We start from the raw sequence: 26803 nt of genomic DNA, 5'->3' as shown, positions 1-26803 counted from the left end.
CGCGTATTGTAACAAAAAACCGAGCGTTAAAAACTTGACCTTAAATCAGTGATTCCTTATCCTTGTCAGGTTTTGATTAATGAAATTGGATTCGGGCATGATGTTAGGAAACAAAGTTACCGTCTTTAGTGGTACTGGCTATATCGGTCGTGAGATCGTTAATGCGATGTCGAAAGCGGGTTATGAAATCACCGTTTGTGCGCGTCGACCAGAGCGTTACCGCGATTTTGCATTGTTTGCGAACACGAAAGTTGCCATGTTGGCCTCTTACGATGACGCCGAGCAGTTGGATGCGGTGCTTGACGGTGCGGATATTGTTGTCAATTTGACCGCAGATCGCTTGAACGGAACCGAGATGGTGGCCCTGGATGACTTGGTGCACGTCAATCAAAAAATCAAGTCGGCTATGGAGCATACCGGAGTTAAGCGCGTGTTGAGTCTTTCGCAGATCGGCGCATCTTCCAATCAGGAAGAAAACGATTATCTGTGCAAGTTGGGTGAAGCGGATGCATTGATGCATACGACAGCCAGCGCGGATGTGACGATTTTTAAAGCTAGTCTGTTGATTGGTGAAAATGACGATACCACTCAGCGTTATGTTAATCAGTTGAACCGTTTCGGTTTGTTGATGGTTGCCCAGGGTGAAACGGTTGTGCAGCCGGTTTGGGTAAGAGATTTTGCCGCGGCATTTGTGGCGTCGGTCAAGAATTCTGCTACGTTCGGTCAAAAACTGGATGTGGCGGGCGAAGAACGTTTGACCTTGAAGGAATTGGGCGAACTGGTTTCCGATTTGATGCAGAAAGATGCTGTGGTGTTCCCGATGTGTCGCATGAATGCTAAGATCATGTCGATGATGGGGGCGTTTGCACCGGTGGCTTCGGTTTCAAAAGCTCAGTTGTTGATGTTGGAACAGGATATGGTGTCCGACGAAGACTTTTCGACTCAGTTTGGTTTTGTACCGGCAAGCTTGGAGTGGGTGGTTTCGAATTATGCAGTACCGCATAACATTCGTGACCGTTATAACTTCTTCCGTAAAGAGGCGAAACGCAACGCTGACGAATTGGTGTAAAGTAATCGAATCGATTCGATGAATATTAAGAATGAAAGCCGTCGAATATGACGGCTTTTTTGTTTGTGTAGCTTGTATAGAGCGTTAAGGAAAACGGTTAATGGAATTTCAGGCCTATTTGGTTGGTGGTGCTGTGCGGGATGCCCTGTTGGGCGTCGACGTTTACGATCGTGACTGGGTGGTGGTCGGTTCGACACCTCAGGCGATGCTTGACGCAGGTTACGAGCAGGTGGGGAAAGACTTTCCGGTATTTTTGCACCCTAAAACCAAGGAAGAGTATGCGCTGGCCCGAACCGAGCGTAAAGCAGGGGTCGGCTATCACGGGTTTGAAGTCAGTGCTTCTCCTGAGGTATCTCTTGAAGAGGATCTGTTGCGTCGTGACCTGACCATTAATGCGATGGCTCAGAATGATTCGGGTGATATTGTCGATCCTTATGGTGGTTTGGAAGATCTGAAAAATAGGGTGTTGCGCCATGTGTCTCCAGCGTTTTCAGAAGATCCTTTGCGAGTGTTGAGAGTGGCTCGGTTTGCTGCCAAATTAAACCGGTTCGGGTTCAAATTGCATGAAGATACGCGGTTGTTGATGTCTCGTATGGCGGCATCGGGTGAGTTGGAGAGTTTGACTCCGGAACGTGTCTGGCAAGAGGTGGTTAAGGCGCTCGGTTGCGACAAGCCGAGTGTTTTCTTTACCGTGTTGCGGGAAGTCGGGGCTTTGAAGGTGTTGTTTCCGGAATTGGATTGTTTGTATGAAGTGGCCCAGCCACCGCAATACCATCCTGAAGGTGATGTGGGCACTCATACCATGATGGTGTTGGATGCCGCAGCCGAATTGTCGGAGAGTTTGGATGTGCGGTTTGCAGCCTTGGTGCACGATTTAGGTAAAGGGGTGACGCCGAAGGAGTTGTGGCCGAAGCATCATGGACATGAAGCGGCGGGCGTGCCGATTGTGGCGAAATTGTGTCAGCGTTATCGTGTTCCGAAGAAAATCCAACAGTTATCTGAGAAGGTGACGGAGTGGCACGGTCTGGTTCATAAGGGATTGGATTCCGACGGGCGACCAGCCCTTAAACCTAAGACCTATCTTAAAGTGGTACAGGCCTGTTCATTTTTTAAAAATCCTGAAATATTGCAGTTGGTATTGCTCGCTTGCGAGGCCGACGCAAGAGGTCGCACGGGATTTGAAAATGCTGTTTACCCTCAAGCAGAATTTTGGATGGCACTTGCGAATGCGGCTAATAAGGTGAATAACCGTGAGATTATAGAACAGGGGTTTCAGGGGGCGGAAATCGCGGAGGCGATAGAGCGAAAACGATTGCAGTTGATTTCCGATTTCTTAAAGTCTTATTGAGTGTCGTACTCTTAAAAAGGTGTTATTAAACAAAAACCGCCGGAAGGCGGTTTTTTTATCTTAAGGGGTTGAGCGGTTTATAGTTTAGGCTGTTTAAAGCTGAAAGCTCCGCGGATCTCGCCCTTATGATAGCCGGTGGCTTTGTCTGAAGGATAAAGTTCCTGCAGTTTTTGAGTGACATTGGCCGGTACCGCGGTTCCGTGGCAGGTCAAGCAGATGTCTCCAGTCGGGATTGCTTTCATGTAGCGGTAAGTGTCCTGTCCATCCACTTTTACGATTTCGAATTTTTCCAGTTTGGTCACATCCTTTCCTGAAGCGGCCTGTTCATTGAACCATTTCAAAGTGCTGGTTTCCCAGTTGTCAGGGTTAGCCGTAGTGGCGCGTGGTTTAAGGCTGACTCGTTTTACGTTCCAACCGGTGCTTTCCGTCAGTTTTTGTGCGATTTCAGGTGAAATCTTATGGCACTTTCCGACAGCAAAAACCGGGCCGCCACTTTTCATCGCCTTGCCGAGTTCGGGTTTCAATGAGCCCAAGAATTGTTTGGCAATCTGGCGTGCTTCCAGTTGTTTTTCGGAAATGGAATTGTCTTGAGCGGCGGCGCTAAGAGAGACGGCCCCAAGCACGACGGCAATAATAAGCTTTTTCATGTTGTTTCCTTCTGTTGGTTAGAGTTTGTTCCTGTTGATAGGCTTATGACTTGATTTTATGTCTTGAAATATAGCAACTTGGATGGGGTATAACAACATTAAAATAGTCGTGGTAATTATTGCGTAAGTGGATTTAGTTCACCTGCTGATTTATCTGTTTTGATAATAAGACTCTTTTAGTCTTGAATCGCCGGATGAAGAGCGGTTCATTAAGGGGTGAAATTTCCTTAAATTCATTTAGAATGATGAGTCACTCAGTAAATAACCGGATAACGAAAACATGTGGATGACAAAAATCAAGCGGGCGCTACTTCCAATCGGGATCATTGTTTTGGCGATTGTTGTGTTTGTTTATATGAAGTCGACCAAGCCAGAGCAGCCTCCGGTTCAGGTAAAAGAAAAAGTTTGGATGGTGCAGGTGATTGAAGCCAAGCCTGAAAGACTGGCTCCGATGTTGAGGTTATACGGGCAGGTTGAATCTAATTCGATGGTTTCTGCCTCAGCGCCCATTTCCGGTGTGGTTGATGAGGTTTGGGTTAAGGAAGGTCAAACTGTAAAAGCCGGTGATAAGCTGGTGGCGATGAACGTGCAGGATTTGCAGATTCCATTGGAGCAGGCTAAGGCGGAAGTGGCGGATGCCGAGGCCCAATTGCGTTTGGAGAAATTGGCCTATCAGGCGAATGTCGAGCGTTTGGCTCATGAGAAGAAAGTGCTGGCGTTCAAGAGATCGGATGTGACGCGTACCGAGCAGTTGCTGAAGAAGGATCTGACCTCGACAACGGCTTTGGAGCAATCCAAAGAGGCGTTGGCCAGGCAGGAATATACCGTGGTCGGCGCCCAGTTGGCAGTTGAAGAGCATAAGTTGAAATCCATGCAGAACCAAGCCCGCCTGGATAAGGCGAAAGCGGCATTGGAGCAGGCGAAATTGAATTTGAAGCGCGGCACGGTTGTGGCGCCATATGATGGCCGTATCGCCAGCGTCAAGGTTAGTGCCGGAAATCACGTTAATGCGGGGGCGGTATTAGTCGAATATTATTCTCTAGACAGTATGGAGTTACGAGCCAAGCTGCCCGTCTCCGAATTTCATGAAATTAATCGACGTTTAAACAGTGGTGAGAAAGTGACTGCGCTTTACCACGAGTCTTCCTCTGCGGAGCCGGTTGTCTTGAGAGTGGATCGAATGGCAGGGGAGGCGACGACCAGTGGCGTCGACCTGTTCTTTGAATTGCCTGAGCAAATGAAGTCTTCACGTCCTGGCGATCTTTTAGATGTCGAGTTACAAGGTTCCGAGCGCGATGGTGTGGTGGCGGTTCCATATTCTGCGATATATGGCAATGACCGGGTTTATCTGGTTGAGGACGGCCGACTCAAAGTGGTTAAGGTGAAACTTTTGGGCGATTTGACGGTGAATGGTGCTTTGTGGGCGTTGATCGAACCGAACTTCCCGGAAGGTAGCAAAATCAGTATTACCCATCTACCGAATGCGGTGAGCGGCCTGAAAGTGGCAGAGGTGACCGAATGAGTTCGTCGGAAGTGAATGAACAGGCCTCTATGGCCTCCAGCCCTTCTCAAAGTGGTGATCTGGATCAGGATTACCACATCAATGAAAAAAAGTTCAAATCACATGGTTTGATCGGTCTGTTTGCACGCCACAAGGTTGCTCCCAATCTGCTTATGTTGATCATGATTCTGATGGGCATCGTGGCTTTGTTGAAGCTGAATGTGCAGTTCTTTCCTAATTTCGAGTTGGATTACGCTACTGTCAGGGTGGTTTGGCCGGGAGCCAACGCAGAGGATGTGGAGACAAGCATTACCGATCCGATCGAACGGGTTTTACGAAACCTGGATGGGCTGGATGAGATGACGTCAACTTCAGCCTTGGGGCTGTCCTCGATCTCATTGAAGTTCAATGAAGGCACCGACATGATTGAGGCGCAGAATCAGATCAATCAGCGGATAAGTGAATTGCGCAACCTTCCCCAGGATTCGGAAAGGCCGATTGTGGAGCGGGTGATCCGCTATGAATCGATTGCTCGCATTTTGTTGATGAGTGAAGACGGTTCGGCGGCTGAGCTACGCCCTTTGGCGAGGGAGTTTGAGCGTCAGTTGCTGGATCGAGGAATCGACAAGATTAATTTCAAGGGGCTGCCGACTCAGGAGATGGCGGTTGAGGTGCCTCAGCAAGCATTGGAGCATTACGGACTTTCATTGGAGCAGGTCGGTAATCAGGTTGCAGGAATGAGTCGTGATTATCCGGCCGGTTCGGTAGGGGATCAGGACAGTATTCGCGATATCCGGGCACTGGAGCAGAAGCGTACCGAAACGCAGTTCGCACAGATGCCGTTGGTGGTGAATACTTCTGAAAATATTGCGTTGGGTGACATCGGTCATATCGAGCGCCGCGCGACAAAAGATTCGCCCTATCTGGAAGTGGATGGAAAGCCGACGATCGAACTGCAGTTGATGCGGGCAGAAAGCGGCGATACCTTGAAGTCATCCAAGATTATGGATGAGTGGTTGCAGGAGACAATCCCGCAGTTGCCTCAAGGCATCAGTCTGAAAGTCTATGACGAAACTTGGTCGCTGGTAAATCAACGTATCATGCTGTTGGTGAATAACGGGGTCGGCGGTCTGATTTTGGTTGTGTTGATTCTCTATATTTTCTTGAACGGCCGCGTGGCTTTTTGGATTGCCATCGGGATTCCGGTTTCATTCATGACGACCTTGATGATCATGTATCTGGCGGGCGGCAGTATCAATATGGTCAGTCTGTTCGGACTGATCATGGCGCTGGGGATCATCGTCGATGATGCCATAGTGGTCGGTGAAGATGCGTTGGCGCATCATGAGATGGGGGAGAGTCATTTGCATGCGGCCGAAGGGGGTGCTCACCGAATGTTCTGGCCTGTGACCGCTTCTTCCTTGACGACTGTGGCCGCTTTCTTGCCGTTGATGATGATCGGCGGAGAGATGGGGAATATTCTGTTTGCGATTCCACTGGTGATTATTGCGGTCATTTTTGCATCACTGATCGAAAGTTTCACTATTCTTCCAGGGCACTTGCGACATGCGTTAGCCAAAGTGAAGCCGACGGTGAAAGGTTCTTTACGTGACCGTTTGGAACGCGGTATCGATCATCTTCGTCATCATCAGTTCCGAATGATGATACGCTGGGTTTTGAGAAACCGGGCTGCAACGTTGGCAAGTGCGTTGGCGCTGATGATATTTGTGATTGGCTTGTTGGCCGGCGGACGCCTCGGATTTGTGTTCTTCCCTTCCCCTGAGTCGACCAAGATCAATGCGGATGTGCGGTTTGTCGCCGGAACGCCTGCGGACGTGACAGGTCAATATGTTCAGCATTTGTATGAAGCCCTGTTGGAAACCGAGAAGGAGCTGGAGCCAGGTATTCTGAAAACGGCCGTTGTTCACTTCAACGAGACTAGCCGTGAAAAAGGTCCGAATTTCGGTGGCATTAATATCGAGTTGGCGGAACCGGATCAGAGGCACACTCGTAATACAGAATTCATTCGGGTATGGAAAGAAAAGGCGGGCACAGTGCCTGGCATGGATGTTTTGACCATGGAGGCTCCAAGAATGGGGCCGCCGGGAAGTGATGTCGATATCCGCTTGTTCGGCGCGGAGCCTATGAAGTTAAAGCAGGCTTCGGTCGATCTTCAGGAAGTGTTGAATCAGATTCCGGGGGTCAGTGGGATCCGGGATGATCTGCCGTATGGTCGTGATCAGTTGGTTTATCAGTTGACCCCTCAAGGGAAGGCTTTGGGTCTGACCTATGTCTCTTTGGGTCGACAGTTATCGGATGCGTTTTCAGGACGCCTGGTGCAGATATTTACCGACGACGAGGATGAAGTCGAAGTCCGTGTTCAGTTCCCTAGAGCGGAGCAGGCTACTTTGGCCACCATTAATCGGATGCAGGTGGTTGTGCCTTCGGGAGAACGTGTGGCTTTAAGTTCCGTCGCAGCCTGGCATACCCAGCGCGGTTTTGATGTGATGCGCCATGTGGACGGTCGTTTGGCGGTAACAGTGGTTGCCGAAGTGGATAAGACTGTGAATAACGCCAACCGAATTTTGGCTCAGCTTCAGCAAAGCACTTTGGCGGAGTTGGTGCAGAAATACGGTTTGAGTTATTCGCTTGAAGGGCAAAATGCACGTCAGGCAGAGACGATGGCAGATATGAAGATTGGCCTTTTGTTGGGCTTGTCAATTATCTATATTGTGTTGGCCTGGGTGTTCGGTTCCTACGGTTGGCCGCTGGTGGTGATGATGGCGATTCCGTTCGGACTGGTTGGGGCGATCATGGGGCACTGGTGGATGGGGCTGGACATGACGATCCTTTCGCTATTCGGGTTCTTCGGTTTGTCGGGTATCGTGGTAAACGATTCAATCATCTTGGTCAGTTTCTATAAGCGTCTCCGCGAATCCGGGTTGGGTGTCAACGAGTCGCTTGAGGAGGCGGCTGTGCAGAGGGTGCGTGCCGTTATGTTGACGTCTTTGACGACCATTGCAGGATTGACTCCGTTGTTATTTGAGACTTCATTGCAGGCTCAGTTCTTGATTCCGATGGCAACCGCGATCGCATTCGGTTTGATGTTCTCGACTTTCCTGATTTTGTTGGTCATTCCGGCCCTGCTTTCTTTCTATGAGCTCAGTTATGAACGATTCAGTTCGCGGAAGGAAAAGCTTGTCACAAAATCTTCATAAATTTGTATTTGGGTAATCATTCTTGAATACGAGAATACAATTCTCGGCGGATTTGCATTCGCCGGGCTCATTTGAACGAGGCCGAAAGGCTTGAGCTCTCTTGATCGGAATTGAAAAACTCCCCGTATTACAATGGCTTCTGCGGACGGAGAGTGGTTTCCGAAAGGATATCCAGGGCTAATATTTACATAAGAAAACTTGATGAATTTACAGTTTTAGGAGAGAATAATCGTCCAAATTTATATTGTGGGGCTATTTTAGGTTGAATTTTAAGCCTGATTTAAGGGTGTTTAAGGCCTTGTTTAGACCCTGTTTGAGCCCCACAGAAACCGAATTTTTTACAAAGTTGAGGAAGTTGTATGACAACTCGTAGAGATCTTGCAAACGCGATTCGTGCTTTGAGCATGGATGCTGTTCAAAAAGCAAATTCTGGTCACCCAGGTGCACCAATGGGTATGGCGGATATCGCTGAAGTTCTGTGGAACAGCCACATGAAATTTAACCCAACCAATGCCAACTGGGCAGATCGTGATCGTTTCGTATTGTCTAACGGTCATGGTTCTATGCTTATCTATTCTTTGTTGCATCTTACAGGTTTTGACCTAAGCATCGAAGATATCAAGCAGTTCCGTCAGTTGCACGCTAAGACAGCAGGTCACCCTGAGTATGGTTATGCAGATGGTATCGAAACAACAACCGGTCCTCTAGGTCAAGGTATCACCAACGCCGTAGGTATGGCGATTGCCGAGCGTACTTTGGCGGCTCAGTTCAACCGTCCAGGTCACGACATCGTTGACCACCACACTTATGTATTCATGGGTGACGGTTGTTTGATGGAAGGTCTATCTCACGAAGCGGGCGCTATGGCCGGTGCTTTGGGTCTAGGCAAGTTGATCGCATTCTGGGATGACAACGACATCTCTATCGACGGTCACATCGGTGATTGGATGGAGCGTGATGTTGCAGGCCGTTTCGAGTCTTATAACTGGCACGTTATCCGCAACGTAGACGGTCACGATGCAGAAGCTGTCAACAAAGCGATCGAAGAAGCGAAAGCCGTTACTGATAAGCCTACTTTGATCTGTACTCGTACTATTATCGGTTTCGGTTCTCCGAACCTATGTGGTTCTCACGATTGTCACGGTGCGCCTCTTGGAGATAAAGAGATCGCGGCGGCACGTGAATTCTTGAACTGGCCACATGCACCGTTTGAAGTTCCAGATGACATTTATGCTGGTTGGGACCACAAAGAACAGGGTGCTAAAGACGAAGCGGAATGGAATGCACGTTTTGAAGCATACCGTGCAGAGCACCCAGAATTGGCTGCTGAATTCGAACGTCGTATGGCAGGTGATCTACCAGCTAACTTCGAAGTTGAAATGGATAAGTTCATTGCTCACACGCAAGAAGAAATGCCAAACATCGCTTCTCGTAAAGCATCTCAGAACGCAATCGAAGCAATGGGTCCATTGCTACCTGAAATGTTCGGTGGTTCTGCTGACTTGACAGGTTCTAACCTGACTAACTGGTCTGGTACGGTTAAGGTAAATCATGAAAACGCGAACGGTAACTACCTATCGTGGGGTGTACGTGAATTCGGTATGGCTCACATGATGAACGGTATGGTTCTTCACGGTGGATTTAAAGTTTACGGCGGTACTTTCTTCATGTTCATGGAATTCATGCGTAACGCTTTGCGTATGTCTGCATTGATGAAGATCGGTACGATTTATGTATTCACTCACGACTCAATCGGTTTGGGTGAAGATGGTCCTACTCACCAGCCGGTTGAACAGTTGGCGACAATGCGTGTTATCCCTAACTTCCAAACTTGGCGTGCTTGTGACGCGGTTGAATCTGCGGTTTCTTGGAAGATGGCTATGATGCGTGGCAATGCTCCGACTGCATTGGTGTTCTCACGTCAGAACCTAACACCTATGGCACGTACTGCCGAGCAGGTTAAGAACATCGAGAAAGGTGGTTATGTACTAAAAGATTGTGAAGGTACAGCAGACATCATTTTCATCGCAACCGGTTCTGAAGTAGGTCTAGCGGTAGAAGCGGCTGAAGCAATGGATGCGAACGTCCGTGTTGTTTCTATGCCATCTACTTGTGCATTCGACGCTCAAGATCAAGCATACAAGGATTCTGTGTTGACTCCTGGTGTTAAGCGTGTAGCGATTGAAGCCGGTGTTGCCGAGTCATGGTACAAGTACGTTGGTCTAGAAGGCGACGTTGTTTGTATGAAGTCTTTCGGTGAATCAGCTCCAGCTGGTGAACTATTCAAAGAGTTCGGCTTCACAGTAGAAAACGTTGTTGCGACTGCAAACGCGGTTTTAGCTAAGTAATAGATTTTAGTTTGTCGGGCCTGGAACTTGGCAGGCCTGATCATTTTAGGAGTAAAAAAGATGACAATTAAAGTTGGTATCAATGGTTTCGGCCGTATCGGTCGTATGGCTTTCCGCGCTGCAGCGAAAGACTTCAAAAACATCGAAGTTGTTGCAATTAACGATCTTCTAGATCCTGAATACCTAGCGTACATGCTTAAGTATGATTCTGTTCACGGTCGTTTCGACGGTGAAGTTTCTGTTGAAGGCGGAAACCTAGTTGTAAACGGTAAAACTATCCGTATTACTGCAGAGCGCAACCCAGCTGACCTTAAGTGGGACGAAGTAGGTGCAGACCTAGTTATCGAATGTACTGGTTTCTTCCTAACTGAAGAATCTTGTCAGGCTCACTTGGAAGCAGGTGCTAAGAAGGTTGTTCAGTCTGCACCTTCTAAAGACCACACTCCAATGTTCGTATACGGTGTTAACCACGAAGAGTACGCTGGTCAGGCAATCGTTTCTGCAGCTTCTTGTACTACTAACGGTTTGGCTCCGGTTGCTAAAGTATTGAACGACAACTTCGGTATCAAGCGTGGTTTGATGTCTACTGTTCACGCAGCAACGGCTACTCAGAAAACTGTTGACGGTCCTTCTATGAAAGACTGGCGCGGTGGTCGTGGTATTCTTGAGAATATCATCCCATCTTCAACTGGTGCTGCTAAAGCGGTAGGTAAAGTTCTTCCGGCTCTTAACGGTAAGTTGACTGGTATGGCTTTCCGCGTCCCAACTTCTGACGTTTCTGTTGTTGACTTGACTGTTGAGTTGGAAAAAGAAGCTTCATACGACGACATTTGTGCCGCTATGAAGAAAGCTTCTGAAGGCGAGTTGGCTGGTGTATTGGGTTACACTGAAGAAGCGAACGTTTCTACTGACTTCCGTGGTGATTCTCACCCATCTATCTTCGACGCTAAAGCAGGTATCGCTCTAGATACAACTTTCGTTAAAGTAGTTGCTTGGTACGACAACGAGTACGGTTACACTTGTAACATGATGCGTGTTGTTGAGCACGTAGGTAAGTAATCGTCTGCCCACTTAGTAAGTGGGCTTTATCGGTTCTTATGTTTGAAGGGGCGGTTCGCGCCCCTTCAAATTAAATTTCCTTCTCCGTATTTGTGGCCGAATTAGGTTGTGAGTATCGAAAAGCAAATTTAATTACTTTAAATCTAATGCCCTTCCGATTCTTGGAGGTGGCTTTTAAACCTTAAGAAAGAGGACTAATTATGTCTGTTATCAAGATGTCTGATCTAGACCTAGCTGGTAAGCGCGTATTGATTCGCGAAGACTTAAACGTACCAGTTAAAGACGGTAAAGTAACTTCAGATGCACGTATCCGTGCTTCACTTCCTACCATTAAAATGGCTGCGGAAGCAGGAGCTAAGGTTATGCTTATGTCTCACTTGGGTCGTCCGACTGAAGGTGAATACGAAGAAGAGTTCTCTTTGGCGCCAGTAGCAGCTGATTTGTCTGCCAAGTTGGGTAAAGAAGTTCGTCTTGTTAAAGATTACCTAGACGGAAATTTCGATATCGAAGAAGGTGAAGTTGTTCTTCTTGAAAACGTACGTTTCAACGTAGGTGAGAAGAAAAACGATGAAGCGCTATCAAAGCAGTATGCAGCTCTTTGTGACGTTTATGTAATGGATGCTTTTGGTACGGCTCACCGTGCACAGGCTTCTACACACGGTGCAGGTGCATTCGCTGATACTGCGTGTGCAGGTCCTCTTCTAGCAGCTGAGTTGGATGCGCTAGGTAAGGCTTTGAATAACCCGGCACGCCCAATGGTTGCAATCGTTGGTGGTTCAAAAGTATCAACTAAATTGACTGTTCTTGAGTCTCTGTCTGAGAAAGTTGACCAGTTGGTTGTTGGTGGTGGTATCGCTAACACTTTCATCGAAGCAGCAGGTTATAACGTTGGTAAGTCTCTATCTGAAACTGACTTGGTTCCTACCTGTAAGAAGTTGAATGAAATCATGGAAGCTCGCGGAGCGGCGATTCCTTTGGCTTCAGATGTTGTTTGCGGTAAAGAATTTTCTGAAACAGCAGCGGCGGAAACAAAGAATGTTGCAGATGTAGCAGATGACGATATGATTTTTGATATCGGTCCTGATTCTGCAGCAGAATTGGCAGAGATCATCAAAAATGCAGGTACTGTTGTATGGAACGGTCCAGTAGGTGTTTTCGAATTCGATCAGTTTGGTGAAGGTACGAAAGCAATCTCTATGGCTATCGCTGAATCATCTGCATTCTCAATTGCTGGTGGTGGTGATACTTTGGCTGCAATCGATAAGTACGACATCGCTGACAAGGTTTCTTACATCTCTACCGGTGGTGGTGCTTTCCTTGAGTTCCTTGAAGGGAAGAAGCTGCCTGCAGTTGAAATGCTGGAAAAAGCAGCAGCAAAATAAGTCTGACGATTTATTTTCACGACTTGCCCGATCATCTGTGATGATGGGGCAAGTTTAATTTTTAATGTTTCATCTTATTTATACTTGTAAAAAGTGATAATCACCAAAGGGTGCCTCGGTAAGTAAACTCTTCTGTACACAGCAGCCAAAAAGAATTGGCTGTCTTCGGTGTTGGTAGGCAGTTTATTTTGCGAGACATCTTTTCATGTATAAACAAGATAAGTTCAAGAAAAGGTAAATAAAAATTATGCCATCTGGTTTAAGAAGAACAAAAATTGTTGCAACCTTGGGTCCTGCTACCGATCGCGAAGGCGAATTGGAACGCATTATCAAGGCTGGCGTCGACGTTGTTCGTATCAATATGTCACACGGTAGTGCCGAAGAGCATAAGGCTCGTGCACAGGCTGTTCGTGACTTGGCTGAAAAATACGACCATGAAGTCGGTGTTTTGGTTGACCTTCAAGGACCGAAAATCCGTATTGCGCGTTTTGCGGAAGATAAAATCTTCCTTGAAAAGGGTGATAAGTTCGCACTTGATAACAATGTCGGCAAAAATGAAGGTAACCAACACGAAGTTGGTTTGACCTACAAGAACCTTCCTTATGACGTGAAAGCGGGTGACAAGTTGTTATTGGATGACGGTCGCTTGGTCTTCGAAGTGGATAATGTCGATGGAGAACGCGTTAACTGTACGGTTATAGTTGGTGGAACCTTGTCTAACAACAAAGGTATTAACCTTCAGGGCGGCGGACTTTCAGCTGCGGCTTTGACCGATAAAGATAAGGAAGACATTATCACGGCAGCGGAAATGAATGCGGATTACCTTGCATTGTCTTTCCCTCGTACTGCCGAAGACGTCGAGTATTGTCGTTCTTTGGCGCAGCAAGCCGGTTTGAATTGTAGCATCGTGTCGAAAGTCGAACGAGCGGAAGCGGTAGCCGATGACGAGACATTGGATGGAATCATTTTGGCTTCTGACGTAATTATGATCGCCCGTGGTGATTTGGGTGTTGAAGTCGGTGATGCTCAATTACCTGCATTGCAGAAGAAAATGATCAAGCGTTCTCGTCAGTTGAACCGTGTTACGATCACTGCAACCCAGATGATGGAAACCATGATCGAAAATGCGATTCCGACACGTGCAGAAGTATTCGACGTTGCTAACGCGGTAATGGATGGAACTGACGCGGTTATGTTGTCTGGTGAAACTGCAACCGGTAAGTCTCCGAGTTTGGTTATCGAAACCATGGGCCGTATCTGTCGTGAAGCTGAAAAAGCACGTTCGACTCGTGAATCTACTCACCGTATTGATGAATCGTTCACTGCTGTGGATGAGACTATTGCGATGGCTGCTATGTATTCAGCCAACCACTTCGGCGTGAAATGTATCGCGACCTTGACGGAATCCGGTAATACACCACTTCTGATGTCTCGTATCAGTTCCGGTATGCCGATTATCGCATTGACGCCGCATTTGAACACTCGCCGTAAGGTAACTATCTATCGTGGTGTTTATCCGACTTCGATCGATTACACCGGTTTAAACGATGAAGAAATTCAGGACATGATTCTGAACCGTATCAAAGAGTTTGGTATTGCTAAAGAGGGTGACCTTGTCCTGTTAACCCGTGGTGAGTCACGTGGATTAATGGGCGGAACCAACCGAATGGAAATCGTTAAAGTTCCTTGAATCTAAAGGATTTGAGGATTGAATTATTATTTGGATAGCCTTTAAAAGGTTGTTAAAATAGCTAGATATTTTTTGAAAACTAACTAGAGGAGTCACGCACATGGCGATGATTACACTTCGTGAATTAATGGACTACGCAGCAGAAAACAGTTTTGGTATGCCTGCGTTTAACGTAAACAACATGGAACAGGTTCGTGCGATCATGCGTGCTGCTGATGCTTGTGATTCTCCTGTAATCCTTCAGGGTTCTGCTGGTGCTCGTAAGTACGCTGGTGAGCCAATGCTTCGTCACATGGTTGCGGCTGCGGTTGAAATGTACCCACACATCCCAGTTGTTATGCACCAAGACCACGGTTCTGATGTAGGTGTATGTTTGCGTGCTATCCAGTCTGGGTTCACGTCGGTCATGATGGATGGTTCTCTAGAATCAGATATGAAAACACCAGCTTCTTACGAGTATAACGCTGGAATCACCGCTGAAGTTGTTAAGATTGCACACGCTGGCGGTGTTTCTGTTGAAGGTGAGCTAGGGTGCCTAGGTTCTCTTGAAACTGGTAAGATGGGTGAAGAAGATGGTCACGGTTCTGACGAAGAACTAGATCATTCAATGCTTTTGACTGATCCTGAAGAAGCGGCTCAGTTCGTAAAAGACACTAACGTTGACGCTCTAGCGGTAGCGGTAGGTACTTCTCACGGTGCTTACAAGTTCACTTCCAAGCCTTCTGACGACGTTCTTAAGATCGACCAGATCGCTAAGATTCACGCTCGTATCCCTGATACTCACATCGTAATGCACGGTTCTTCTTCTGTTCCTGAAGAATGGCTAGAAATCATCAACAACTACGGTGGTGATATGGGTCAAACTTACGGTGTTCCTGTTGAAGCAATCGTTGAAGGTATCAAGTACGGTGTTCGTAAAGTAAACATCGATACTGATCTACGTATGGCGTCTACTGGTGCTATCCGTAAGCACTTGCACGACAACCCAGCTAACTTCGACCCTCGTAAGTTCTTCAACGCTGCTGAAAACGCGATGATGGAAATCTGTAAAGCACGTTTCGAAGCATTCGGTTGTGCTGGTCACGCTTCTAAGATCAAGTCTGTTGGTCTTGAAGAGATGCAAGCTCGTTACGCTTCAGGTTCACTAGATCAGACTGTACGTTAATCGACAGTTTCATTTAGAGATAAAAAAGCCCGCTTATGCGGGCTTTTTTTGTCTTTAAAATGACAGGTTTAACCGGCCTGCCAGAAATAAAACAGTTCAAAAACTGTCAGAGCAGAAATTAAATGTATTCACTCTGACTGATGTTTTCCATGTCCGTGCTACTGAAACGGCAGACGTTGACACTGATATAGTCGCCGTAGGCGCTACCGGATTGGATCCAGTTCTTGACCTTGTTCGAAATAGCCAAAGGTGGCATCTTATCTTCTAGATGTAATTCAATGCCATATTTGAAACGTGGGCTGTCAGGACCTTCACAAATCACTTGGTCGTTGTCTACGAAGATCTTGAGCTCAGCCTCTTTACCAGGCATGGCCACAAAGGCTTCGTTTCCATGTTCTGCGATCAGTGCGGATAAGGCACTGTCGAATGCCTGTCGGCTAACAGGATTGTATTGATAGTACTCCTGGATAAGATCATCCGCGCGATCCAATAATGAAGATTTCAGGTCATTGATCGAATCGAAAGATTCGTCCCCTAGCTCAAAGATAACGTAAGCATCTTCCGATTTACCTACCGTTAACTCACGGTCTTGAAAGAGCACCATGGAAGCACCATCCAAGATAGCTTGGTATTGCTCGTCGGAATAATCATTAAGGGCTTGTTTGAATTGTTCTGCATTCATAGTAGGTTCCTAATTTTAAATATCATATGACCGGCATAATTATCAGTAAAGATAAAAAAAGCCTTAGTCAGCTAACCGACTAAGGCTCATTAAACCGAAATGCGGTAAAAGCGTCAACGAATGTTAAGTCGTCAAATTCGCAAACAGTGTCGGCAGTTTCTCAGGCAGGCGCATGACGTTGTCGACAATCGCATAGCGGTTTTGACCGAAAATGTTCTGCACGTATTTATCGGCAAATTGGTCGATCGTCAAACAGTACGAATAGATACCTTTGGTTTGTAGTTCTTCGACTGCTTTCTTAGCATCTTGCTTCAGATACTGACTGTCTTGTTCATCGATATCCGCCGGTTCTCCATCGGTGATAACCAACAATAGTTTTTGCTTGCTGGCTTGTCTATCCAAGTAAGCACCTGCGTGACGCATAGCCGCACCCATACGGGTAGACAAACCACCTTGCATACCTGCCAATTTAGCGTGTACCTCAGCGTCAAACGGTTCGTCGAACTGCTTGAAGCGGGTGTACTGAACATCATGACGACCATCCGATGAGAAGCCGTGGACTGCAAACTGGTCACCGATACCGTTGATGGCATGGGATACCAGAATTGCGGCTTCCTGAGTCACCTGTAAGATCGTCTTGTCTTCGCCAGTTACCAATTCGTTGGTCGACTCGGACAGATCCAGCAGGATGACTACCGAAACCTCACGCGAACGGATAACGTTTTTCATCGTAATGCGCGGATCCGGTTCCTGTCCCATTCTCAGGGAAGTGATCGCTTCAACGCAGGCGTTTAGATCCAACTCGTCACCGTCTTCAATTCGGCGGATACGCTGCAGGCCGACGGCCTGTAGCTTATCGACGATTTGTTTGATGCGGTGCGCGATGCCCTTATTGGCATCTAAAATACTGTCGTAAAGCTCCGGATCACCTTTCTTGGCCCGGTGCTCGTAAAGGGTAACCCAGCTCGGACGGTGCAGTTGCACACGGTAGTCCCATTCCGGATAATGGAACGGATCGGAAATAGGTTCGATTCCTTCCATTTCATTGTAGGAGACACCATTGTCTTCATAAGGGTACAATTCGGAGCCCAGTACCCAGACTTCATCATGGTCTACGTCAACTAATTCGGAATCGAGTTCATTGATCATTTCCATAACCGACACGTGTTTACGCACGGTCTCTTTGTAACCGGTCGAGCCGGCTTCCATATCTGCCCATTCGTCAGATGCCCAGATCAGACGGTTGTCGTCACGATAGCCGAAACGTTGTTGACGAAGTTCGGTTAAGGAAACCCACTTGTTAGTAGCAATGTTCATGGTGTTGAACAGGAGAATTCCCATTGTCCAAGACCATTGTTCATTGTCCAGGTTGTCTTCGATTTCTTCATAGAAACGATCGGCAATGAAGTTCATTTGATCGTCTTGAAGTTCAAAGTCCTTATCCAAAAGCTTAATCATTAATTGTTCCAAACGATAAGCTGTCGTTTTTTCGGACAGATCGGTAGCTTCCTGACTGGCGCGAATGACCTTCATCCACAGGTTCTTCAACCCAGGGAAGTTCTTGACCGCATTGTATTCAACACGCGCGTCTTCCATGATCTCAATAAAGAACATTTGCTGAGGTGTCAGCTGTTCCATTGAGATAGCCGCCTTGGTATAAGCAAGGTGGGAAGCCATGTGAGCCGCCATCGCACGGTAAAGTTCCGCCCCTTTTACGTTTTCGCCCAAATCATTCAATGCATCCGGTAGGTGCATCGCAAGATTCTCAAAATACGGCTTGAAATCTTCAAAGTCGGCCGCAGCCGGACGAATAAAAAAATCACGTGCCCAGAAGGCGCGAAGGTAAAAGTTGATTGGTCGATGGTAATCGATGAACAAAGAACCTTTACGCTGCTGCTGGAATACGGCCTTAGAGTCTTCTGATTCCAAGGCGAAGTATTTAATTTGGACAGCAAAATCACGGGCGTGTGCCTGCGCACCCCATTGGGCCCAACGTCTAAGACCTGAAACGGTCAGCTTGGACATCATGTAATCCATGTTGGCCAACATCGGGCGCATACCGCGAGGGGTCTTGGAGCCGATTTGATAGATCAGTGCTAAATATTGGCGCATCAAATCAATGTCGCGAGTTTTATCCGCTACGGTCGGTAATGAATCCAAAACCAACGCAACAACATCCCCGGACGTTACCGAAGAGAGCTTCATGACGTTTTCATGGATGTCATCCAGAATGTCATCGTCAATTAAGGCGATGACCTGCGGAATCGCTTCTAGATAGCTCACGACCACATTTTGCCCTTTACCAAGGTACGCAATGGCATTGGCATTTTCTAACCAAGTTTCACGAGAAGCCTCATTCATAGAATGAGAAGCTTCCTGCACCAGCGAATCAAACATGTCCTCCAGTTGAGGAACGCTTTTGATCAACGATGCCTTGATTTCTTCTAGATCAAAACTCATAACATTATCCTATACATTTTTATATTGGTCGGGTCCTGGCGACACTCACCAGGCCAGGCTACTTATTCAAAAAATGTATCGACCGTGGTAAGTAGGGTGTCAAGGATGTCGTCGTCATCAGTCAAAGGTGTAATTAATGCCATCGTGCAAGCTTTCTTAGCCGGAACACCTTTATTGATTAACTGTCCTGCATAGACCAATAGACGGGTAGAGATACCTTCATCTAGACCGTGACCTTTCAGGTTACGTGAACGTTGAGCGACTTGAACCAGCTTCTCTGCGGTTGCTTTATCGATGTTCGCTTCTTTTGCTACGATTTCCGCTTCGATCTCTTCAGCAGGATAGTCGAACTTGAAACCACCAAAACGCTGCTTGGTGGATTGCTTCAAGTCTTTCATCATCGACTGGTAACCCGGGTTGTAGGAAATAACCAACTGGAAGTCAGGATGAGCTTCAACCAATTCACCTTTCTTATCCAAAGGCAGAACTCGACGGTGGTCAGTCAACGGGTGAATAACAACCGTGGTATCCTGACGAGCTTCAACCACCTCATCCAGATAACAGATCGCACCGATACGAGCCGCAACGGTCAAAGGACCATCCTGCCAACGCGTACCGTTGATGTCGATCAGGTAACGTCCGACCAAATCCGAAGCGGTCATATCTTCGTTACATGCAACAGTGATCAATGGCTTGCCAAGTTTGTGGGCCATGTACTCTACGAAACGAGACTTACCACACCCGGTAGGTCCTTTAAGCATGATCGGCATGCGTGACTCGTAACCGGATTCGAACAGTTCAACCTCATCAGCGACCGGCTGATAAAAAGGTTCTTCTTTAATAATATATTGTGTTGGGTCTAACGCGTTGATTTCTGACATGATCGTTTCTCCGTTAACAGCTCATATTCAAAAGGGAATTTAAAATCTTTAGATTTATTTACTTGGCTCGAAGCAAGCAAATCTAAAGAAGATAAAAAAAAGGCCAGTCAGTTTCGGGGCTGACTGACCGCGTCACTAAACCGAGAGGTAAGAATCGATTCAGTAAACCTGGTTAAAAACCCCTTAAGCCCATTGGCTCAGGCATTTTCAGAATTTGGGTCGGCTGGAAACGAATTTCCAACCTGATCTGTTTAAAGTGATTCCAACATAATCCGACCAGGCCCGGCCGGATTACGGGCCAAGGAATCACCTAAGCCGATCTATGCTCTCTTACATGTCACCACGCTTGATAAGCATGTTTGCACCTTGAGACTGTGCAAAGTTATCGTAACCAATCAAACGAACGTGGTTGTTTGGGTTAGCTGCGATACAGTTGTTTACTTCCGTAAGTACTGCGTCTGCATCAGTTTCACCGAACATTGGAAGCTTCCACATATACCAGTAGTAAGAGAAAGCGTTCTCTGGCTCAGTGTGCTCGATCGCAGGGTTCCAACCTTTGCTGATGATGTACTCAACTTGAGCTTTGATTTGATCATCAGTCATCTTCGGAAGGTAAGAGAACGTCTCAGCCTTACGAGATTGTGGATCTGAAAGACGAGATGGGTAATCTTGAATACTCATTGTTATATTCTCCTAATTTCATCAATTACTTATGCTTAACGTCAAGCTTGTCAACTGTGTCGAATTCGAACTTGATTTCTTTCCAAGTTTCCATTGCGATCTTAAGTTCTGGGCTAGATTTAGCAGCGTTAGTAAGAATGTCCTTACCTTCTTTCTCAACTTCGCGACCTTCGTTACGTGCTTGTACACACGCTTCAAGAGCAACACGGTTTGCAGCTGCACCAGCAGCGTTACCCCATGGGTGACCTAGCGTACCACCACCGAACTGAAGAACAGAGTCATCACCGAAGATAGTAACAAGTGCAGGCATGTGCCATACGTGGATACCACCAGATGCAACCGGCATAACACCAGGCATCGCACCGAAGTCTTGGTCGAACATGATTCCGCGTGAACGATCTTCTGGGATGAAGCTGTCGCGCATGATGTCGATCCAACCTAGAGTCGCTTCACGGTCACCTTCCAACTTACCAACAACCGTACCAGAGTGTAGGTGGTCACCACCAGATAGACGAAGAGCTTTCGTCAATACACGGAAGTGGATACCGTGGTGTGGGTTACGGTCGATTACACCGTGCATTGCGCGGTGAATGTGCAACAACAGACCGTTCTTACGGCAGTAGTTAGCAAGACCAGTGTTCGCAGTGAAACCACCAGTTAGGTAATCGTGCATGATGATCGGAGTACCGATCTCTTTAGCGAACTCAGCACGCTCGTACATTTCTTCAGGAGTACCAGCAGTACAGTTCAAGTAGTGACCTTTACGCTCACCGGTTTCTGCTTGTGCTTTTTCGATTGCATCCTGACAGAATAGGAAACGGTCTCTCCAGCGCATGAATGGCTGAGAAGTTACGTTTTCATCATCTTTAGTGAAGTCAAGACCACCACGAAGACACTCATATACTGCACGACCGTAGTTCTTAGCAGATAGACCAAGCTTTGGCTTGATAGTACAACCCAACATCGGACGACCGTACTTATCCATCTTGTCACGCTCAACCTGGATACCGTGTGGAGGTCCACCACAAGTCATAACGTAAGCTAGTGGGAAACGGATATCTTCAAGACGACAAGCACGTAGTGCTTTAAATCCGAATACGTTACCAACCAAAGATGTCATAACAGATACAACGGAACCTTCTTCGAAAAGATCGATCGGGTATGCGATGAATGCGTAGAAACAAGAATCGTCACCAGGAACGTCTTCGATTCTGTAAGCACGACCTTTGTAGTAGTCAAGGTCAGTCAATAGGTCAGTCCAAACAGTAGTCCAGGTACCAGTTGAAGATTCTGCAGCTACCGCAGCAGCGATTTCTTCACGTGGAACTCCTGGCTGTGGAGTAACTTTAAAACATGCTAGAAAATCTGAGTCTTTTGGCTCGTAATCTGGCATCCAATATGTTTCGCGGTATTCTTTAACACCGGCATTGTAAGTCTTAGCCATGTTTTTACCTCTTTTCATTTTGAAGGATATTAAGTAAAGAGTTTCTGAAAATCCTCGGTTCGAAAACTTTGTTTCAAACCTCGCTCGTTTCATTGGAGGCTATCTTAATGAAGAAATAACGTGGCATACAAGACAACGTTGGTTATACTGTTTATATACATTTGTTTATACATCCTGAAAGGCTTTGTACATCTTTTTAGGTCGTGATGAGGGGAAAAATCATGCATAAGTTGCACATAACATCCCAGCAAATCCGCATATTTGAGGCGGTTGGGCGCAATTTGAGTTATACCAAAGCGGCTGAAGAATTGAACCTTTCCCAGCCTGCCGTGTCGATTCAAGTGAAGCGTTTGGAAGAGAATAATGACGTTAAATTAATCGAAGTTGTCGGTAAAAAACTCTACTTGACTCGTGCCGGTGAGCGGATGTTTAAGAGCTGTCAGAAGATTTTGGATGAGTTAAAAGAGCTCAATGTTGATATAAAATCCGGTCAGGAAAGAGTCGAAGGTGAGTTGCGTATTGCGGTGGTGACACCCGCGAAATATTTCATGCCATATATATTGAAGGCGTTTCTCAATCGCTATCCGGATGTGAAACCATTGATTACGGTTATCAACCGACGTCGCATTTTGGATGAAATTAAGCAGAATCAATACGATCTGTCTATTATGGGGCGTGTTCCAGAAGAACGGAAAATGGAAGCGTTTCCGTTTTTTGAAAATGAACTTGTGGTTGCTGCGCCGCCTAAACATCGATTATCAAAAGAAAAGAATATACCCATCACAGAGTTGGCCAATGAACGTTTCTTAATGCGTGAAAAGGGTTCCGGGATACGCGATTCTGTGGAAGAACGTTTTATCGAAAACGGGATTGAAGTCGAACCTTATATGGAATTGGGTAGTACGGAAAGTATCAAACAGGCAGTCATGGCCGGTTTGGGGATTTCGGTGTTGCCGAAGCAGTCTATCCGTCTGGAGACCCGTTATAGGCATATGGACGTTCTCGATGTGCAAGGTTTTCCGATTACGCGTCACTGGTATGTCGCCAAGTTATCCAGCAAATCCACGACGCCAGCGGCCGAAGCTTTTTTGAACTTCCTGAATTCGGTAGATATCAATAAGTTGTTGGCGATGACGGATACCCGATAAACGCGGATTGGAAAAAATTTGATAATCGGCGTATCGTTGTTCATTGATAACGAGTGATAGGTGGGTTTGGTATGTGCGTGATTATTCTCGGTCTCATTTTGGTTTTGCTGTATTACTCCTTTGCGACGATGGTTGTGCTTAAACTGGCGGAAAGTATTGAGCAGCAGGATGTTTTCATCGCACAAGGATGGGAGATCGCACTTGAGATCTGGCCTCTTTTACTGTTGTTTTTCCTGCTTGGGATTTTCTTTATATTGTTGTTTTTCAGGTTCAGGTCAATGTGGCATGAGAGACGGCGCAGAAAGCAGGAAAATAGTTAGATTCTGAACTTTTCTATGGTGACCGGTTGCTTAGCCGGATTGAATGCCAAGTGATAACATTCCACATTCTTATCGGCCAGTAGGCGTTTAAGGTCTTCGAAGTTGGCCTGATCGGCTTCGGGAGCAATGTCGTTGACAATGACGCAGTGCAAACTTAGCCCGGCATGTTCAATCGCATCAATGGTCAAGAGGGCGTGATTGAGGCAGCCGAGGCGGTTTCCGACTACGAGAATAACCGGATATCGTAACTGTTTGGCAAGGTCGGAATTCAAACCATCGCTGGACAAGGGGGAATAGAATCCACCGGCGCCTTCCACTAAAGCAATCTTCTCGTCATCAACTTGACAGGCCTCTGCCAAATCCTCGGTTTTTAATGTGATTCCAGCCTGCTGCAATGCGCGTTGTGGTGAAACGGGCGGTATGAATTGATGTGGACAGATTCGCTCGATCGGCTCATCGGAATGGCAAGCCAGTTTCAGAAACGTCGCATCTTCGCAATATAAGGAATTGTCTGCTTGAGGTATGCACCCAGAGGCGATCGGTTTGCGAGGGCTGACTGGAATACCAAGTTGAGTAAGGGTGTTGCCGATGCAGCCGCTGACATAGGTCTTGCCGACGTCTGTATCGGTACCTGTAACGAAGAAACCAACCTTCAAAATGATCTCCAGGCAGGCCTGTTGAGTTTTTCAAGGCGGTATTTCATCGGAATTACATGTTCTCGGTTAGACGAGCCTGAGCTTCCTGGTATTTTTCCAGTGTCTTGAGAACGACTTCTTCCGGCAGTTCAGGTGCAGGAGAGTTTTTGTCCCAGTCAAGCGACTCCAGATAGTCACGAATGTACTGTTTGTCGAAGCTTTCCGGGTTTTTTCCGACCACGTATTGAGCTGCAGGCCAGAAGCGTGAGCTGTCTGGCGTCAAGGCTTCATCGATCAGGTGGATGGTGCCGTTTTCATCTTCACCAAATTCGAATTTAGTGTCGGCTATGATGATTCCGCGTTCAAGAGCAAAATCGGCAGCAAACTGATATAGCTGCAGACTGAAGTCGCGTACTTTTTCTGATTTTTCACGCCCCATGATTTCCACCAGTTGTTCAAAGCTGATGTTCTCGTCATGATCGCCAACTTCCGCTTTGGTGGAAGGGGTGAATAGTGGTTCAGGCAGTTGTTGAGCCTTTTTCAAACCGGAAGGAAGCGGGATTCCACAGACGCTTTGGGTCTTTTTGTACTCTTTCCAGCCGGAACCAACCAGATAGCCACGAACAATGGCTTCGACCGGTAATGGTTTCAATTTGCGAACGACCATGCCTCGGCCGTCAAGTTGTTTGAGTTCCTCAGGCGTCAGATAGTCCGCAAGACTGATGTCGGTGACGAGTTGGTTAGGAATGATGTCCGCCGTTTTTTTCATCCAGAACTGTGCAGTTTCCGTCAGGATGCGCCCTTTGCCAGGAATTGGCGTCGGCAGTATGACGTCGAACGCCGAGATTCGGTCCGTCGTTACAATTAACAGATGTTTTTCATCTATATCGTAAATGTCACGTACCTTACCTTTGTTGATCAAAGGCAAGCTGGTTAGATTTGACTCATATAGTGGGTGCATAAAGCTTTCCTAACGTAATAATTCGGTTCAGTCTTTTGGACGGCGTTGTGCGGCAGTATTTGTGTTGCCGTACGGATATTTGATGTGTCCGTAACGTAAGATCAGTGTTGCAATCGTGATCAAGGTGATTGTGACACCGATGGCAATCATCTCCCACTCCGACAGGCCTTTTAGTTCTAGGATCAGGTAACGCGCCAAGGCGACGATGGCAATATAGAGTGGGAATCGGATCGGCAGTTTACCGGAATCCAGATAGATTGCGATCATGGCCAGAACCTCAAGGTAGAGGAACAGCAATAACAGGTCGCCCAGAGTTACTTTTGCGTTATTGATCATATGCATGACTTCCTGACCACCGGCGTAGATGGTGGCAATGGCAATCACGGTCAATCCCACGAACTCGAAGAAATGAATCATTTTTCCGAGTAGGCTTTCCGCCTTGTTTGGAGTTCTCGCGGGAGTGGTGTTCAAAGAGGTGTCTGTCGTTTCAGTGCTCATTGGACTCGCTCATGATGATTGAAAATCATACGGTTATATAAAAAGGGCTCGATCAGAGCTCTCTAGATGAGGGCGTTTCTCCCCATCGTTTTTTTTGCCCATTTTAAAGGATACTGTTAAAATGCACGAATTAATTTTTCAAAAATTTAATTAAGGAAAGAAGTAGCATGGCTAAGCAAGAAAACTGGATTGCCCCGTCAATTCTATCAGCAGATTTCGCGCAATTGGGTAAAGATGTTAAAGATGTGATTGCAGCGGGTGCTGATGTGGTGCATTTTGATGTAATGGATAACCATTATGTGCCTAACTTGACAATCGGGCCTTTGGTTTGTGAGTCTTTGAAGAACTTCATGGTTAAAGAAGACATTAAAGCGCCGATCGACGTTCACTTGATGGTGAAGCCGGTTGATCGTCTAATCGGTGATTTCGCTTCTGCCGGTGCAGACATCATTACTTTCCACCCGGAAGCTTCCGAGCACATCGACCGTTCTTTGCAGTTGATTAAGGCAGAAGGTTGTAAAGCCGGTTTGGTGTTCAACCCTGCAACGCCTTTAAGCTACCTTGAGCACGTGATGGATAAGATCGATATGATTCTGATTATGTCCGTTAACCCTGGCTTCGGTGGTCAGGCGTTTATCGATGAAGCCTTAAACAAATTGCGTGCAGCTCGTAAGATGATTGACGAGTCAGGTTGCGACGTCCGTTTGGAGATCGATGGTGGCGTCAAGGCTGAGAACATCGCTGAAGTCGCAGCCGCGGGTTGTGACACTTTCGTATCCGGTTCAGGTATCTTCGGTAAGGCGAATGCTTCCGATCCTAACCGTTACGACAGCATCATCAAACAAATGCGTGAAGAGCTGGCTAAAGCTTAATTACACAGAGAATTAATCACGGCCTAATGCGAAACGCTGAGGTGTGAACCTCGGCGTTTTGTTGTATTAGGGTGACGGTAAATAAGAATTAAAGAGATTATTATGGAAAAGTTTAAGCCAGGATTTGTGCTGATCGATTTGGACGGTACTTTGATTGACAGTGTGCCGGATTTGGCCTACTGCGTAGACGAAATGATGAAGAAACTGGATATGCCAGTTCGTGGCGAAGACGCAGTACGCAACTGGGTCGGTAACGGTGTTGAGCGTTTGACCGAACGTGCTTTGATCAACGCTGTTGACGGTGAGCCGGATCCTGAATTGATGGCAAAAGCCTACCCGATTTTTCTGGAACTGTATAAAGATAATACTTCCCAGCGTAGTCGTGTTTACGACGGCGTCGTCGAAGGGATCGAATGGATGATCGCTCAAGGCTACCGTGTGGCTTGTGTCACAAACAAGGCAGAAGCCTTTACGGTTCCGTTATTGAAGGATAAAGGTCTGCACGATTACTTTGAAGTGATTGTCAGTGGTGACACGTGTGCCGAGAAGAAGCCACATCCAATGCCGTTGCTGCACGCAGCGAAGCAGTTGGGTGTTGAGCCTGAAAACGCTTTGATGATCGGTGATTCCAAGTCGGATGTGAAAGCGGCTCGTGCGGCTGGATTCCACATCTTCTGTATGACTTACGGCTACAACCATGGGGAAGATATCCGTGATTATGAGCCGGATGTCGTGATGGACTCTTTTGCAGAGTTACCGAATTATCTTGAAGCCAAGGCCTAATTAGCCTTAAT

The 26803-nt window shown here is 46.9% G+C and carries 22 protein-coding genes; 13 read left to right on the top strand and 9 right to left on the bottom strand.

Going from position 1 to position 26803, the window contains the following annotated elements; all coding sequences use genetic code 11:
- Window positions 1-79: 79 nt before the first annotated feature.
- On the top strand, window positions 80-1069 hold the full coding sequence (locus QCB45_RS08875) for an NAD(P)H-binding protein (protein ID WP_279420589.1): 990 nt from the start codon (window positions 80-82) through the stop codon (window positions 1067-1069).
- Between the two features lie 100 nt (window positions 1070-1169).
- Entirely contained in the window at window positions 1170-2417 is a 1248-nt protein-coding gene (locus QCB45_RS08870; RefSeq protein ID WP_279420588.1) for a multifunctional CCA addition/repair protein, read from the top strand.
- 77 nt (window positions 2418-2494) lie between these two features.
- Here QCB45_RS08870 and QCB45_RS08865 read toward each other — a convergent pair whose 3' ends face one another.
- Window positions 2495-3064, bottom strand: a complete 570-nt coding sequence (locus tag QCB45_RS08865) for a DUF3365 domain-containing protein (protein ID WP_279420587.1) — start codon at window positions 3062-3064, stop codon at window positions 2495-2497.
- A 280-nt stretch (window positions 3065-3344) separates the two neighbouring features.
- Between QCB45_RS08865 and QCB45_RS08860 the strand changes: the two genes are divergently transcribed.
- From QCB45_RS08860 to fba, 7 genes are all read left to right on the top strand, one after another.
- The gene (locus tag QCB45_RS08860) at window positions 3345-4586 is read left to right on the top strand and encodes an HlyD family efflux transporter periplasmic adaptor subunit (protein ID WP_279420585.1); all 1242 of its coding nucleotides are present in this window, start codon (window positions 3345-3347) and stop codon (window positions 4584-4586) included.
- Window positions 4583-7783, top strand: a complete 3201-nt coding sequence (locus QCB45_RS08855) for an efflux RND transporter permease subunit (protein ID WP_279420584.1) — start codon at window positions 4583-4585, stop codon at window positions 7781-7783. Before QCB45_RS08860 ends, QCB45_RS08855 begins: the two co-directional genes overlap by 4 nt.
- 359 nt (window positions 7784-8142) lie before the next feature.
- A complete protein-coding gene (tkt, locus tag QCB45_RS08850) occupies window positions 8143-10131 on the top strand; it encodes a transketolase (protein WP_279420582.1) in 1989 nt (662 codons plus the stop codon).
- A gap of 60 nt (window positions 10132-10191) precedes the next feature.
- Entirely contained in the window at window positions 10192-11190 is a 999-nt protein-coding gene (gap, locus tag QCB45_RS08845) for a type I glyceraldehyde-3-phosphate dehydrogenase (RefSeq protein ID WP_279420581.1), read from the top strand.
- 200 nt (window positions 11191-11390) lie between these two features.
- On the top strand, window positions 11391-12572 hold the full coding sequence (locus QCB45_RS08840; protein WP_279420579.1) for a phosphoglycerate kinase: 1182 nt from the start codon (window positions 11391-11393) through the stop codon (window positions 12570-12572).
- Between the two features lie 247 nt (window positions 12573-12819).
- Window positions 12820-14262: a pyruvate kinase gene (pyk, locus tag QCB45_RS08835; RefSeq protein WP_279420578.1), complete on the top strand. Its 1443-nt coding sequence runs from the start codon at window positions 12820-12822 to the stop codon at window positions 14260-14262.
- Between the two features lie 100 nt (window positions 14263-14362).
- Window positions 14363-15427 (top strand): class II fructose-bisphosphate aldolase, encoded by a 1065-nt coding sequence (fba, locus tag QCB45_RS08830; RefSeq protein WP_279420577.1) that lies wholly within the window; start codon window positions 14363-14365, stop codon window positions 15425-15427.
- A gap of 118 nt (window positions 15428-15545) precedes the next feature.
- Here the strand turns inward: fba and QCB45_RS08825 are convergent, their stop codons facing one another.
- The 5 genes from QCB45_RS08825 to QCB45_RS08805 all read right to left on the bottom strand — a co-directional run bounded on the left by QCB45_RS08825 (window position 15546) and on the right by QCB45_RS08805 (window position 21575).
- Entirely contained in the window at window positions 15546-16109 is a 564-nt protein-coding gene (locus QCB45_RS08825) for a hypothetical protein (RefSeq protein WP_279420576.1), read from the bottom strand.
- Between the two features lie 123 nt (window positions 16110-16232).
- The gene (locus tag QCB45_RS08820; protein ID WP_279420575.1) at window positions 16233-18569 is read right to left on the bottom strand and encodes a VWA domain-containing protein; all 2337 of its coding nucleotides are present in this window, start codon (window positions 18567-18569) and stop codon (window positions 16233-16235) included.
- 62 nt (window positions 18570-18631) lie between these two features.
- Window positions 18632-19450, bottom strand: coding sequence for a CbbQ/NirQ/NorQ/GpvN family protein (locus QCB45_RS08815; RefSeq protein WP_279420574.1), 819 nt, complete (start codon window positions 19448-19450; stop codon window positions 18632-18634).
- Between the two features lie 330 nt (window positions 19451-19780).
- Complete coding sequence (locus QCB45_RS08810; protein ID WP_279420573.1) at window positions 19781-20131, bottom strand: ribulose bisphosphate carboxylase small subunit; 351 nt, start codon at window positions 20129-20131, stop codon at window positions 19781-19783.
- A 25-nt stretch (window positions 20132-20156) separates the two neighbouring features.
- A complete protein-coding gene (locus QCB45_RS08805) occupies window positions 20157-21575 on the bottom strand; it encodes a form I ribulose bisphosphate carboxylase large subunit (RefSeq protein WP_279420572.1) in 1419 nt (472 codons plus the stop codon).
- Between the two features lie 221 nt (window positions 21576-21796).
- Here QCB45_RS08805 and QCB45_RS08800 point away from each other — a divergent pair, with 221 nt between their 5' ends.
- Both QCB45_RS08800 and QCB45_RS08795 read left to right on the top strand, forming a co-directional pair.
- On the top strand, window positions 21797-22723 hold the full coding sequence (locus QCB45_RS08800) for a LysR family transcriptional regulator (RefSeq protein WP_279420571.1): 927 nt from the start codon (window positions 21797-21799) through the stop codon (window positions 22721-22723).
- Window positions 22724-22794: 71 nt separating this feature from the next.
- On the top strand, window positions 22795-23043 hold the full coding sequence (locus QCB45_RS08795; protein WP_279420570.1) for a hypothetical protein: 249 nt from the start codon (window positions 22795-22797) through the stop codon (window positions 23041-23043).
- On the opposite strand, the gene bioD is transcribed toward QCB45_RS08795, so the two are convergent.
- The 3 genes from bioD to QCB45_RS08780 are packed head-to-tail and all read right to left on the bottom strand — an operon-like array spanning window position 23040 to window position 25137.
- A complete protein-coding gene (gene bioD / locus QCB45_RS08790) occupies window positions 23040-23699 on the bottom strand; it encodes a dethiobiotin synthase (protein ID WP_279420569.1) in 660 nt (219 codons plus the stop codon). The two genes, QCB45_RS08795 and bioD, sit on opposite strands and share 4 nt — an antisense overlap.
- A 52-nt stretch (window positions 23700-23751) precedes the next feature.
- Complete coding sequence (locus QCB45_RS08785) at window positions 23752-24639, bottom strand: phosphoribosylaminoimidazolesuccinocarboxamide synthase (RefSeq protein WP_279420568.1); 888 nt, start codon at window positions 24637-24639, stop codon at window positions 23752-23754.
- A 27-nt stretch (window positions 24640-24666) separates the two neighbouring features.
- Window positions 24667-25137, bottom strand: a complete 471-nt coding sequence (locus tag QCB45_RS08780) for a phosphate-starvation-inducible PsiE family protein (protein WP_279420567.1) — start codon at window positions 25135-25137, stop codon at window positions 24667-24669.
- A 167-nt stretch (window positions 25138-25304) separates the two neighbouring features.
- Here QCB45_RS08780 and rpe point away from each other — a divergent pair, with 167 nt between their 5' ends.
- Together rpe and QCB45_RS08770 are read left to right on the top strand one after the other, a co-directional pair.
- Window positions 25305-26009: a ribulose-phosphate 3-epimerase gene (rpe, locus tag QCB45_RS08775; RefSeq protein ID WP_279420565.1), complete on the top strand. Its 705-nt coding sequence runs from the start codon at window positions 25305-25307 to the stop codon at window positions 26007-26009.
- Between the two features lie 102 nt (window positions 26010-26111).
- A complete protein-coding gene (locus QCB45_RS08770) occupies window positions 26112-26792 on the top strand; it encodes a phosphoglycolate phosphatase (RefSeq protein WP_279420564.1) in 681 nt (226 codons plus the stop codon).
- Window positions 26793-26803 lie beyond the last annotated feature (11 nt).

Source organism: Thiomicrorhabdus sp. ZW0627, assembly GCF_029767005.1.
GTDB lineage: Bacteria > Pseudomonadota > Gammaproteobacteria > Thiomicrospirales > Thiomicrospiraceae > Thiomicrorhabdus.
This window is presented reverse-complemented; position numbering and strand designations above follow the sequence as displayed.